The following is a 12,622-nucleotide window of genomic DNA, read 5'->3' as shown; positions in this document are numbered from 1 at the left end:
AAGTTTCCACGTTTATTCCCCTTTCATTCTAGTTACAAGATAGAGGAAGAACGGAACGCCGAGTACAGCGATAATAACGCCGATCGCAACCTCCTGAGGCGGATTAATGATGCGCCCGCCAATATCGGCAAGCACCATCAGCAAGCTGCCTAGCACCGCCGAGGAAGGTATGATCCACCTGTAATCAACGCCTACCAGAAAGCGGCAGATATGCGGAATAATAAGTCCGACAAAGCCGATGGAGCCAACCGCGGATACGGCTGAGCCTGCGAGCAGCAGAACGATAATAACGCCTGCCGCCTTTACTAATCCCGTGCGCTGGCCAAGCCCTGCGGCTACATCCTCGCCCAAGCTCAGCAAAGTAATGGAACGCGATAAAATAAGCGCCCCAATCAAAGCACCGATCACCCATGGCGATACGATTTGGATTTGCTCCCATTTGGTTCCAGCTACCCCGCCGGCGTACCAAAAGGCCAAATCTTGGCCGATTTTGTAATAAAGCGCTATTCCTTCCGTAATAGCCAGCAGAAGCGCACCTACCGCAGCTCCGGCAAGTGTTAGTCTGACTGGCGTTAGTCCTCCCTTAGCCATTGAGCCTATGCCGTACACCAATCCCATAGACACTGCCGCGCCAAGAAAGCAAACCAACATAAGTCCTGTATACGAAATAGATGGGAAAAACGCAAAGCAAAGCGCCAGCATGAAGCCTGCTCCCGCATTGATGCCGAGCAAGCTCGAATCCGCTAGCGGATTACGGGTCATTCCTTGCATGACGGAACCGGATACCGCGAATGCCGCTCCGACCAAAGCCGCCGCGAGTGCACGAGGCATCCGAAGTTCCTTAATGATCTGATGCTGGATGTTTTCTGGGTCAAAGTGAAAAACACCATTCCATACCGTACTCAAACTAATATCCGCCGCTCCTACCGAAATGGATAAAGCCAAGGAAAATAAGAGAGCGGCTAAACCGCCGAACAAAATAATCGTAGCCGTTAGAGGCCTTGTGCGCAGCTTGCTACCTGCCAACGCTTTGGAGTTTAATGGAGAAGACATCTGCTAACTACCCTTCTGTATGTATACTTTTAATGAATAACACTAAGAAGAAACGCCTAACGGCGTCCTTTCAATAGACGCCATCGTTTCGGCGAAACGTATAGAGAATGGATGAGCAGACTCATATCCTTTCCTATACGTCAAAAAATCCGCTACACTGATAACGATTCTCGTTTTCAATATAGCAGATTTAATATGTTTTTTCAATCCAATTATTGCGCCATTTCGTGACGAAACGGTGCCGCCCTCTCCATAAGCAGCACCGCTTGTCCCGTCAACTCACAATACCTTCTTCCGCTTATCTACCCCACGAATTCAGATTTCTTTATTGCCCGTACATGATGCTGCCCCCCGCAATAAAGGCATCGGACTTCTCTTTCATACCCGCTTCAATCGCTTCCGATGTTTCCATTCCATGCTGAGCAGCGTATTCTCGGATATCCTGAGTGATGCGCATGCTGCAAAATCTCGGCCCGCACATGGAGCAGAAATGAGCCGATTTCGCAGCTTCTGCCGGCAGCGTCTCGTCATGGTATGCCATTGCGCGCTCCGGATCCAGCGATAGATGAAACTGGTCGCGCCAACGGAATTCGAATCGCGCTTTGGACAATGCATCGTCGCGCAGCTTTGCTCGCGGATGTCCTTTCGCAAGGTCAGCAGCATGCGCCGCGATTTTATACGTAATGACGCCTTCTTTCACATCATCCTTGTTAGGCAATCCCAAATGCTCTTTCGGCGTTACGTAGCAAAGCATAGCGGTACCGAACCAGCCAATCATTGCTGCCCCGATCGCCGATGTAATATGATCGTAGCCTGGAGCAATGTCCGTGGTTAGCGGGCCTAGCGTATAGAAGGGAGCTTCGCTGCACACCTCGAGCTGACGATCCATATTTTCTTTGATCAAATGCATGGGCACATGGCCGGGTCCTTCTACCATGACCTGCACGTCATGCTTCCAGGCAATGCGGGTGAGCTCGCCCAACGTGTCCAGCTCAGCGAACTGGGCTGCATCATTGGCATCGGCAATCGAGCCTGGGCGCAGCCCGTCTCCTAGCGAGAAGGACACGTCATATGCTCTCATAATCACGCAAATCTCTTCAAAATGCGTATACAGGAAATTTTCCTTATGGTGAGCAAGGCACCAAGCAGCCATAATCGATCCGCCTCTGGACACGATTCCCGTCATTCGTTTAGCTGTTAGCGGAATGTAACGAAGCAGTACGCCCGCATGGATCGTGAAATAATCAACACCCTGCTCCGCTTGCTCAATCAGCGTGTCTCGGAATACTTCCCAGCTCAGCGCCTCGGCTTTCCCATTCACTTTCTCCAATGCTTGATAGATCGGCACTGTGCCCACGGGCACCGGTGAGTTCCGGATGATCCACTCCCTTGTGGTATGAATATTTTGGCCTGTGGACAAGTCCATGACCGTATCCGCGCCCCACCGCGTTGCCCATGTCATTTTCTCCACTTCCTCCTCGATAGAAGAGGCTACGGCCGAATTCCCGATATTGGCATTGATCTTTACGTGAAAATGCCGGCCGATAATCATCGGCTCACTCTCCGGATGATTAATGTTGGAAGGGATAATCGCTCTCCCTGCTGCTACTTCACTGCGAATCACCTCTGGATCCATTCCTTCGCGAATAGCGATATATTCCATTTCAGAAGTGACGATGCCTTTGCGTGCGTAATGAAGCTGCGTGACGTTATGCCCGGCTTTTGCCCGCAGAGGTCTTCCCGACAGCCCGGGAAACTTTTCTGCCCCGCGCTCCATCACGCGCTTCTCCGACATGAACCCGTTGTCCTCCGGCTTTATGCACCTGCCTTCATACGGCTCCACGTCGCCGCGCAAGCATATCCATTCGTTGCGCAGTGCCGGCAGCCCCCGCCTCACGTCAGCGTCGTAGCTTTCGTCCGTATAAGGGCCGCTTGCATCATAGACCCTAACCGGTCCATTCGGCAGCTCCTTACCGTTTCTTGCCGCGCTGGACGAGAGCGCGATTTCCCTCATCGGAACGCGAATACCTGCCTTTGATCCCGTAACATACACTTTGCGGCTGCCTGGCAGCGGTCCCATTTCAATTGCCATGAATAAATAACCTCCCAAGTGAAATCAATTCAGGTTCCCCTGGTGGCATATACGAGCATATAAGAAAGCTTAAAAATACCGCCGCTGCAAATCGGTGCACATGCATCCTACGCTGAAGCGATTCATGTTCGCCTGCCTGGCTTTCTCCTATTCGGAGCTGCTGCAGGCATACAAGCACAAAAAAACCGCCCCAGCAAAGGAGCGGTCGAAGTGTGTCGTCAAACGTGTGCGGTCCCTCCGAAATTTCTAGGAGCAGACACCTCTCTACTTGGCTGAGCAAGGTGAAACGGCTATCGCCGTGCTTTGGCGGCGCGGCGCGTTTCGATTCGAGAAATATAGAGAACGTATAGCCTAAGGATATACGTTCCTATATTTCAAAAACAAGCCGATAAATCGACCCCTTGCCAAGCAGAGCTTTCACGCGCTGTTTCATAAACGCACAATTCCACTTTCCTACGCTGGCATAACCCAGATCAGGTTCAAAGGGACCAAAGCAATTCGCTTTATCTCAGCCATGACGGCGCCCCTAGTGGATTTCCTTGTTTGACTATAACGTTTCGGCAAGAACGGTGTCAACCCTCTATTTTCCAAAAAGCTTTGAATGTGGAAGCTATAGACCGCTTTCCTTAAGCAGCTTTACCCATCGATCCGCCGTATGGCGCCATGTAAAGGTCTGCTCCACGCGTTCCCTGCTGCGTCTGCCCATTTTCTGCCGCAGCTGCTTGTCGCGCAGCAGCTCATGGAGCCGTTCTCTCAGTTCACGCTCGACATGATGCGGATTAACAAGATAACCGGTATCCCCGTTACGGATAATTTCTTTCATGCCGCCAGCGCGGGTCGCAACAACGGGAACGCCGCAGGACATCGCCTCCACGTTGACTAAGCCGAATGCCTCCCTTGCTCCCGAGGGAACGACAACTACGTCTGCTGACAGCATCCAACCGGCAACCTCGGTGTAAGGAACGTAAGGCACGAACTTGACGTGGCCGGCGCTTCTGCGGCCCAGCTGTTCAAGCTTCCGTGCATAAGCCGTTTTGCGATGGGAGCCGTAGAAAGGGCTTCCGACAATAACGACAACCAGCTCCGGATGGCTTTTGGCGAGCTGAGGTACGATATTCAGCAAGTGATGAACGCCTTTAAGCGGAATGAGCCGGCCCATAAAGAGCACGACCTTTTTGCCGCTTAACCCCCGCTTCTCCCGTAAGCTCTCGCGTCTTGCCGCGCCTTCCGCAGAATATTGGGACTGGAAGCGGTTCGTCTCAACGCCCGGATATATCACGCGAAGCTTTGAAGCTACCTCGGGGGCTTTGGATACGACTACCCGGCGGAGAAATTCACTATTGACGATAATCTTATCTGCAGCCTGCAAGCACTTATGAAGCATTGCGGAGGAGATATAGGGAGAGGAGATGAAGGTAGAGGAATGCAAATAAAGCCAGACGCGCTTGCCTGGATTCATCTGCTTCATTTGGAGTACGAATTGTGGGCGGTTCTCGACATCGATGACATGCGGCGAGAATTTTTTGACGGCTCGGCCTACCTCACGGATATACCGCTGCTTGTTGCCGGCTGCAAAACGTTCGCAAACGACGCCGTTGAAGTGGCCTTTTCGCGGCAATCGCTTGCTTAGTCTTCCAAAGATACGCGGTTCCGCATAGGGCTTGAGCAGCGGAGCGAATTTCTCTACCACCCGCTCGACAGAGCTGCTTCCTGAAGATGGAATCGGGAAGGAGCCCGGGGTGACAATTGCCACTTTAATGGGTGCCATTTAATCGTATGCCTCCTGCTGATCTGCTATTTTGCAGTATCATACGCATCGATATAAGGCTTTGACACGGCCTGTCGCCAAGGCTAAAGCTTGAATTTCATTTGGAATAATCCAGCTTTCCGCGCTGCCATATAAATAATAACGACAAGCGGTCCGATGAATACGCCAATGACGCCGACTAGCTTAAATCCGACATACAAGCTGACAAGCGCCGACAACGATCCAATCCCCACGGAATCTCCAAGTATCTTTGGCTCGACGATGCGGCGAAACACCGTAATGACCAAAAACAATATGATCAGCCCTACGCCTACATAAAGGTTGCCTGTCAGAATTAAATAGCTTCCCCACGGAACGAGCACCGAGCCCGTGCCAAGTATCGGCATAATATCCACGATGATGATTAGCAGCGCGATAGCTAGCGGATATTTGACATTAAGAACGAGCAAGCCGATTAACGAAATGATGTATGTAAGAGCACTCAATATAAATTGCGAGCGCAAAAAACCAAATATCGATTTCTTGAGGTTATTCAGCAAAGCGTCGACCTTCTGCTGCGATTTCTCTTCGAACAAAGACAATATCGTCGTCTTCATCGTTGGCAGGCTGAAGCTCATCATGTAGACCGCAACCAAGAAGACGATAAAGAAGATAAACATCCCCGGGATGCTTGATGCGAAAGCAATGACTGTGTTCGATAAGGTTCCGACCATCTTCGTCAACGTGCTTGTTAGGCCCATCAGCCAGTTTTCTAGCGTTTCGATCGCATCCGGCGGGAAGTTCTGGTACAACGATTGGGCTTGATTCATCAAATCATCAACCATGCCGTTGGCATCCTCGAAATAATTGGGCACCTTTTTGAAAAAAGCGATTAGCTCTGCAACGACCTTGACACCAAGCAGCGCGATGAGACCGATGAGAATAATCGTAAATAAGCTGCTAGAAATCGTTGCCGCCAGTAACCGGTTCATTCGAAACCTTTTCATAAAGAGCTGGTTAAGCGGCTCTAGAAATATGGCAACGATAAGCGCGAGCAGGAACGGAGCGCCCACCGTAAAAAACAAATACAGCAGCAGCAATCCTAATCCAATAAATACAATCGTCTTGATTGACAACAGCTTCTCCTCCTTTCTTTATTTCTATATGCCGCAAATTCCGTAGTTAATCCTACCCTTTATGACTGCCGTTATTAATCGGTAATTGCGGTTCGCTCATGGAAATCAACATCTTTATAGTACATATCTTTCACAAGCAAATTCGGTCCGCAGCAAGCTGCGGCAGGGCAATGGCAGTTCACGCTCTGCGCCAAGGAGTGGTCCAGCCACTTATCGAATAAATCCTCAAGCCTCGCGTTGTTGATGTTTCCGAATGCCGGCACATCGGAGAAGTCGGTTACGAAAACGTCGCCTGTAAACAAATTGACATTTAAGCGATTGCGCCCGTCGGGGTCGTTGCGAACGGTGACATTCGGCTCATTCGCCAATCGCCGCAGCAGCTCACGCTCGGATGAATGGTCGCTGCATTGATAGAAAGGCAAGGTTCCGAACAGCATCCAGACCGATTTATCCCTCGTCTTCAACAGCTGGTCGATTGCCCCTAGCATCTGCTGGCGCGAGAGTACAGGCAAATCCTTAGCGAAGGAGCTTGGATACATCGGATGTACCTCATGCCTTTGGCAGCCCATTTCGACGATAAGCCTATGAATCTCGTCCATTTTGTCAAAGGTTCTATAGTTAATCATTGACTCCGCGGAAACGAGCACGCCCGTATCGCTAAGACGGCGCGTATTGTCAATCATCCGCTCGTACAGCTTCGTCGCTGTTTCAAGCGAAACCTGATGCCCAGCCTTGGCGAAGCCAATTTGGTGGAAATCCGCAGCGGACGTGTAGTTAAACGAAATATGCATGACATCCAAATATGGGGCAAGCTGCTCATATCGGCTGTATGGGAGCGTTACATTGGAATTGATCTGGGAGCGGACGCCTCTGCTGCGTGCATACTGAAGCAAGGGTACCATATACTCGCGGACCGTTCGATCGGAGAAGGAAGGCTCCCCGCCTGTAATGCTGATCGTTTCCAGATGCTCTACCTCATCCAGACGCTCAAGCATTTGTTTCAACGGAAGCTTAGCCGGCTCTGATAATACGAGCGTATCGCCGACTGCGCAATGCTCGCATCTCATATTGCAAAGATTGGAAACCGTCATTTCGACGCTGGTCAATCGATGTCTTCCATATTGCTGCAGCGAACGGATGGGATCCCAAGGATCATTCGTTGGCGATAGGATAGATAACGGCTTGCGTGTTTGTTGCACATCAATCATGGTCATTTTCTTCAACACCTGACTTATTATCTGGAATGAAACATTCTTTAGTTATTGTAATGCCAGCCCGTATAGGAAGCAAATAAAACGGTAAAAAAGAAGCAAAAAGGAGCCGTCTCGGCTCCTAAGCTCCAAACCTTTTAAATACCCGCAGCTTGCTGCACTTCATTGGAGTCGTCATTGACGCTAACGATCATCATCGTCAGCTGTTTGGACAGGTCGACCTCATAAGGCAATTTCAGCTCTTCGCCTGCTTCATTATAAAGGATGCGGATAATCGGGCGATGCGGATAGGAATGGTTCAGATCAGCAACGATCCCTGTTTCCCCCGTTTGCAGCTTAACCGTGATCCCGATTGGATATATGGCAACCTTATCCCGGAACAGCTGAAGCATCCGCTGCTCGTACAATGTTCCCGTGCCCGCATACAATCTTTCGATCGCATGATGGGGAAGCATTGGAGCGCTGTAGATCCGATTGGTCGTCATAGCGTCGTAGGAGTCTACTAAGCCGATCCACTTCGCATAGTCATGGATCTCGTTGCCTTTGATGCCGCGCGGATAACCGCTCCCGTCGATACGCTCATGATGCTGAAATGCACAGTGGGCAACAAGCAGCGGCAAGTTAGGCTCATCCTTCAACAGCTCGTAACCGATTCTCGCGTGCTGCTTGATCGCATCAAATTCCTCTCTCGAGAGCGAGCCCGGCTTCTTCAGCACGTCAATGGAAATTTGTGTTTTTCCGATGTCATGCAGCAAAGCTCCCATCCCTAGCGTCGTCAGCTCATCTCGCGAATAACCGTTAGCCATGCCGAGTAGCGTCGTATATACGCATACGTTCAATGAATGCTGAAACAAATAATGGTCGACAGAGCTCATGTCCATCAGCATAATCATCGCATCCTTGTGGCTGGACAAATCATCGATAATCAAATTCATCATCTGCTTGAACGGCTGCGCGATATAGGGATACGTGACACCTTTCTTGCGTTTCGGACGATCCATCATCTCGCGGAAATTGGTTCGAATCTCTTTGAGCGCGATTTGCATCGTTTCCTCGCTGATCAAGGACGGAGAAACGATATCCTCCGTCTTGGGATCCGCTATATAAACATATTGTATTCCACACTGCTCTAAGCGGGAAATGAGTCTTTCGGTCAGCTCTATGTTTTCACCGAGAAGGACTAGACCTTCCTGAGAAAATATTTTTTTGGCCAGCTTCATTCCCGGCCTGCATCTCGTAATTGGCAACAAACGCATTTTCTCGATCCTTCCCCATAAAAAGATATGCTAACTATTACATCGGAAAAAGCCGTTCGTAATGTTAATGTACGGGAAAATCGAGAAAATCGCAACCATTTTATTCTATATTTTCGACATCAATTGTCGATAATACTTATAATTTCGACTATAACGATCTATTTCCCCACCGCGGACGACGACTTTCGATAATTGCCGATGGATCTTGAAGCTGTGCTGCGATAACATCCCTAATAAATTCAGGTAAAAAGTACTGCAGCTGCACGGCGTTAGCAAGCGACTCATACCCCGCTTTGAAGCTGAACATATCAATCGTTCCCAGCTTATACAGCCGCTCATCCTCGAGCGGCTCGCCGTTGACGGTTACGTCGGTGAGCCTGCTCATTGGCGGCTGCTCGGAATCATAAGCAACCGATAAGCCGTCCACTGCGAGTGTGCCGAGCACTTCTCCTCGGAAGCCGTAGCCTTTAATCGGCTTATGGATGAATTCCGGCAGCAGCGCCTGCTCCAGCGCTATCCGTATTTCCGTGCCGGCAATCGTCATCAGGCACGGATTGATTGGCGATGGACAGAGGGCGTGCAGCTCGCCTGCTGTCACGTCCCCCTGCGCGAGGCCGCCAAGCAGCTGCCCCGTGTTGACCATGCCGATTTCGGCATCGGTCCAGCGGCGCAGGCCAGCGGCCAGCAGGTTGCCGAGCGGCGATTCTCGCTCGGCCCTGGCGGGCAGCGGCGAATCCAGCCGGGCAATGACCCGGCTCAGTCGCTGCTGTCCCGCCTTCAGATAGCTGCCGATAATCGCGGCAGCTTCCGGATGCTCCGCCAAGGCGGCCGTAGGCACGACTGCTGCGCGGAATACGGGCCGCATGGAAATCGGATCGATTCCGATTTCCACGCGGCCGAGATACTCTCCGAATTTCCCGGCTGCGCATATCGTCGTTTCGTTAATAACGAGCGGCTCTTCCAATAAATGATGCGTATGCGCCCCTAATATAAGATCGATGCCATCGAGCTTCTCCGCTAGCAGCTTATCTGCATTTATGCCTAAATGCGACATGACTACAAGCACATCAACATGCTCTCTCAGCTTACTAACTTGCTCCTGAACGGCTTTGAATGGATCCGTTACTTGCCAGCCGAGCAAAGAGTAAAACTCCGTAAAGGCCGCAGTCGCGCCTATTAATCCGATACGCAGCCCATCTTTCTGAACGATAGTGCTCGGGAGCAGCCATTCCGGCAGCTCGCCGGTTTGCGAGTCCAGCATATTGGCGCATACAATGGAGAACCTCGCCCGATCCCGATAAGCATCGCTGATTATTTGAGACGAGTAAGTAAGTCCCTCGTTATTGCCAAGCGTGATGACCTCGTAGCCTGCATGATTCAATAATTCTACGTTTACGGCCCCGTCGCTGCCTTCCGTCTCCACTCGCATCCGATCCATATGATCGCCGCAGTCAACGGCCAGTACATGGTCGCTGCCGTAAGATCGGCGCTCCTCAGCGATAAACGTTGCGATTCGGGCGGCATGCTCTAAGCGGCTATGAATATCATTACTGTGCAGAAGCACCACTCTTGTATGAAAGCTGTCCGTCAAATTCATGCACGCCTCCTTATCCATTCATGCCAGCGCAGCAAGCCACTCTATTTGTTTTTACGCAATTCGTTCACGGAAAATGTATTCTTGAAGCCATACGCTGCTTTTTCATTTGCCGTATCCGCGTTATGCTTCACCATGATCAGCTTAACAATGCTTTTGACGTTCAGGCATTTGCTGCTTCCGTTAGGCACATATAGCCGAATCGGTCCTGTTTCGCTGAGCCTTTGACCTTCGCGTGCGTAAAGCACGGCCGCATCGCCTAGCTCCTCCCAGGGGATTAACGCCTCGAACGTATCCGCAGCTTCCACAATGAGATGCGTCGGTGCTGGGATGGATGCTTCTCCGCTTGCTTGTTCTACCCACTTCGCATACCAAAGCTGCCAGTCGAAGGCCTCGCCTTCGGTCTCTGGTACTCTATCCGCAAGGTTGAAGCTGCTTCCAGCCAAGCTTGCCATATCCTCAGGGCTTGCCTTGAAGGAGCCGAGCATGAAATGCTCAATTCGAATCTCTTGCATAAATAATGGTCATCCTCCTATTTGGGACATTCGGCGCTCGGTAGGTACATGGGTTTGCGCGCCGTCTGCCAGCTTTGCAGCCATTTCATGATTCTCTGGCTTAATATCCATTGCCCGCATCAGCAAGCGCTTCATTTCATCGGGGTTGCCGAAAGCATCCTTTATATTCAGCTCATCCACCCAATATAAGCAAGGTTTAATCGACCCGTCCGCCGTTAGTCGCAGGCGGTTGCAATTGCTGCAGAAATGGTCGCTTATCGGATGAATAAGTCCGAAGGAGCCGCGGGCTCCCTCCATCTGCCAATCGTCGGAAGGACCGTTTCCGTGTACGCTAGTTCTGCGGCTAATGGCATAACCTTCTTTCTCCGCCACCTCAAGAACGCGGGAAAGCGGCAAATAATGCTTTTTCCAGTTCTCGTCCGCGTGGCCGATCGGCATATATTCAATAAATCTCACATGCATCGGCTGCTCATAGGCCAGCTTCAAGAAATCAGCTATTTCGTCCTCGTTGACTTCCTTAAGCAATACGCAATTGAGCTTGATCGGATCGAAGCCAACGGCCGCGGCCGCTTCTATGCCTTCCATGACGCGTTTTAATTCGCCCCTGCGCGCAATAAAACGGAATCTTGAGGAATCCAGCGTATCCAAGCTGATATTCACTCGGTTTAAGCCTGCGGCGCGCAATGCTTCGGCTTGCTTGGCAAGAAATATGCCGTTGGTCGTTAATGCTATATCTTGAATCCCGTGAATTGCGGATAATCGGCTAATCAGTCCGTCTAGGCCCGGTCGAATCAACGGTTCTCCGCCCGTGATACGCAGCTTCGTAATGCCAAGCGCCGCGCCTGCCTCGACTACCTCTACAATTTGGTCATAGGACATTAAATTTTCGGATTCCGTAAATTCCATTCCTTCTTCTGGCATGCAATATAAGCATCGCAAATTACAACGATCGGTTACTGAAATTCGCAAATAATCGTGCACCCGTCCAAAACGATCCACCAATGCCGGCATGAATCTCACTCCCTTTCTGTCTATGTATTAGCATAACATTTTTTTTTGAATTATGATATTCTATAAACAGCTTTGAGCCTAGATGATGAGAGGTTATATATCATGACATTTGACTGGACTATTAAACTATTTGCCGGCCTTCCAGAACGGCTGGGAACTGCTTCTATACGCTTACAAACCGAGGTTGAAGAAATGAACGCGCTCGATTTGAAAACAGCGATCATTGCCCTGTACCCTGAACATAAGGCCATCATCCAGACAGCCTTTATTGCCCGTAATCATGCATATGCAGCCGATACAACGAAGCTGCACTATTCCGACGAGCTTGCTCTGCTTCCTCCGGTTTCCGGCGGCGAGGGAGGCGCGGTGGAGAAAGAGCGCTACGTAATAACCTCTGATCCCATTAGCTCGGATGATGTGCTTGCCAAAGTTATCGTTCCGGAGCATGGAGCAGCCATGGCATTTGTAGGAACGACCCGTGAATGGACGCATGGACAACGTACGGTTAGGCTGGAATACGAGGCTTATGTCCCTATGGCTGTTGCGACGATGAGTCAGATAGGCGATGAGATTGCCCAGCGCTGGCCTGGTACTTTGTGCGCCATCAGTCATCGCATCGGTGTCGTCGGACTCGCGGAGACGAGTGTCATCATTGCCGTATCCTCGCCGCATCGCGACAGCTGCTACGAGGCTAGCCGTTATGCCATCGAGCGCCTCAAACAAATCGTACCTATATGGAAGAAAGAAATTTGGGAGGATGGCTCGGAGTGGAAGGGGCATCAGCTTGGGCCATGGAATCCGACCGACCAGCTTTCCGCTAACTAAATGATTATTAAGGTAGACTTTTCCTTTTACATTTGAAATTAAGCCCTATAAAGCTATGACCTTGCATTCTCGTAAGATGCGGATAATTGACGAATGCAAGGTCAGTTTATGCTGAAATTATAGGTATTTAGTCGCTATTATAATATCCTCATATTGCCAATATGATCATTCATTGCTACTAT

At 50.5% G+C, this 12,622-nt stretch carries 10 protein-coding genes and 1 riboswitch; of the genes, 1 reads left to right on the top strand and 9 read right to left on the bottom strand.

Annotated features, from left to right (window positions below):
- Positions 1-12 precede the first annotated feature (12 nt).
- The 9 genes from AC0YN3_RS26435 to moaA all read right to left on the bottom strand — a co-directional run bounded on the left by AC0YN3_RS26435 (position 13) and on the right by moaA (position 11,615).
- On the bottom strand, positions 13-1,053 hold the full coding sequence (locus tag AC0YN3_RS26435; protein ID WP_475777903.1) for a FecCD family ABC transporter permease: 1,041 nt from the start codon (positions 1,051-1,053) through the stop codon (positions 13-15).
- A gap of 325 nt (positions 1,054-1,378) precedes the next feature.
- On the bottom strand, positions 1,379-3,145 hold the full coding sequence (gene thiC / locus AC0YN3_RS26430) for a phosphomethylpyrimidine synthase ThiC (protein ID WP_475777902.1): 1,767 nt from the start codon (positions 3,143-3,145) through the stop codon (positions 1,379-1,381).
- Positions 3,146-3,578: 433 nt separating this feature from the next.
- Positions 3,579-3,683, bottom strand: a riboswitch (TPP riboswitch).
- 72 nt (positions 3,684-3,755) lie between these two features.
- A complete protein-coding gene (locus AC0YN3_RS26425; protein WP_475777901.1) occupies positions 3,756-4,913 on the bottom strand; it encodes a glycosyltransferase family 4 protein in 1,158 nt (385 codons plus the stop codon).
- 83 nt (positions 4,914-4,996) lie between these two features.
- A complete protein-coding gene (gene ytvI / locus AC0YN3_RS26420; protein WP_475777900.1) occupies positions 4,997-6,028 on the bottom strand; it encodes a sporulation integral membrane protein YtvI in 1,032 nt (343 codons plus the stop codon).
- A 74-nt stretch (positions 6,029-6,102) separates the two neighbouring features.
- A complete protein-coding gene (gene yfkAB / locus AC0YN3_RS26415) occupies positions 6,103-7,242 on the bottom strand; it encodes a radical SAM/CxCxxxxC motif protein YfkAB (RefSeq protein ID WP_475777899.1) in 1,140 nt (379 codons plus the stop codon).
- Between the two features lie 134 nt (positions 7,243-7,376).
- The gene (locus AC0YN3_RS26410) at positions 7,377-8,495 is read right to left on the bottom strand and encodes an HD-GYP domain-containing protein (protein WP_475777898.1); all 1,119 of its coding nucleotides are present in this window, start codon (positions 8,493-8,495) and stop codon (positions 7,377-7,379) included.
- A 148-nt stretch (positions 8,496-8,643) separates the two neighbouring features.
- Positions 8,644-10,092 carry a bifunctional metallophosphatase/5'-nucleotidase gene (locus tag AC0YN3_RS26405; RefSeq protein WP_475777897.1) on the bottom strand — a complete coding sequence of 483 codons (1,449 nt, stop codon included), beginning with the start codon at positions 10,090-10,092 and terminating at the stop codon, positions 8,644-8,646.
- A gap of 41 nt (positions 10,093-10,133) precedes the next feature.
- Positions 10,134-10,604: a hypothetical protein gene (locus tag AC0YN3_RS26400; protein WP_475777896.1), complete on the bottom strand. Its 471-nt coding sequence runs from the start codon at positions 10,602-10,604 to the stop codon at positions 10,134-10,136.
- A 9-nt stretch (positions 10,605-10,613) separates the two neighbouring features.
- Positions 10,614-11,615 (bottom strand): GTP 3',8-cyclase MoaA, encoded by a 1,002-nt coding sequence (gene moaA / locus AC0YN3_RS26395; RefSeq protein ID WP_475777895.1) that lies wholly within the window; start codon positions 11,613-11,615, stop codon positions 10,614-10,616.
- A 102-nt stretch (positions 11,616-11,717) separates the two neighbouring features.
- Here moaA and AC0YN3_RS26390 point away from each other — a divergent pair, with 102 nt between their 5' ends.
- On the top strand, positions 11,718-12,440 hold the full coding sequence (locus AC0YN3_RS26390) for a molybdenum cofactor biosynthesis protein (RefSeq protein WP_475777894.1): 723 nt from the start codon (positions 11,718-11,720) through the stop codon (positions 12,438-12,440).
- Positions 12,441-12,622: the final 182 nt, after the last annotated feature.

Source organism: Paenibacillus sp. J22R232 (assembly GCF_056269165.1).
This window is presented reverse-complemented; position numbering and strand designations above follow the sequence as displayed.

Excerpts from the sequence above, each read along its gene's own strand:
- AC0YN3_RS26435 (WP_475777903.1), bottom strand. The coding sequence starts at position 1,053 with ATGTCTTCTCCATTAAACTCCAAAGCGTTGGCAGGTAGCAAGCTGCGC.
- thiC (WP_475777902.1), bottom strand. The coding sequence starts at position 3,145 with ATGGCAATTGAAATGGGACCGCTGCCAGGCAGCCGCAAAGTGTATGTT.
- AC0YN3_RS26425 (WP_475777901.1), bottom strand. The coding sequence starts at position 4,913 with ATGGCACCCATTAAAGTGGCAATTGTCACCCCGGGCTCCTTCCCGATT.
- yfkAB (WP_475777899.1), bottom strand. The coding sequence starts at position 7,242 with ATGACCATGATTGATGTGCAACAAACACGCAAGCCGTTATCTATCCTA.
- AC0YN3_RS26410 (WP_475777898.1), bottom strand. The coding sequence starts at position 8,495 with ATGCGTTTGTTGCCAATTACGAGATGCAGGCCGGGAATGAAGCTGGCC.
- AC0YN3_RS26405 (WP_475777897.1), bottom strand. The coding sequence starts at position 10,092 with ATGAATTTGACGGACAGCTTTCATACAAGAGTGGTGCTTCTGCACAGT.
- AC0YN3_RS26400 (WP_475777896.1), bottom strand. The coding sequence starts at position 10,604 with ATGCAAGAGATTCGAATTGAGCATTTCATGCTCGGCTCCTTCAAGGCA.
- moaA (WP_475777895.1), bottom strand. The coding sequence starts at position 11,615 with ATGCCGGCATTGGTGGATCGTTTTGGACGGGTGCACGATTATTTGCGA.
- AC0YN3_RS26390 (WP_475777894.1), top strand. The coding sequence starts at position 11,718 with ATGACATTTGACTGGACTATTAAACTATTTGCCGGCCTTCCAGAACGG.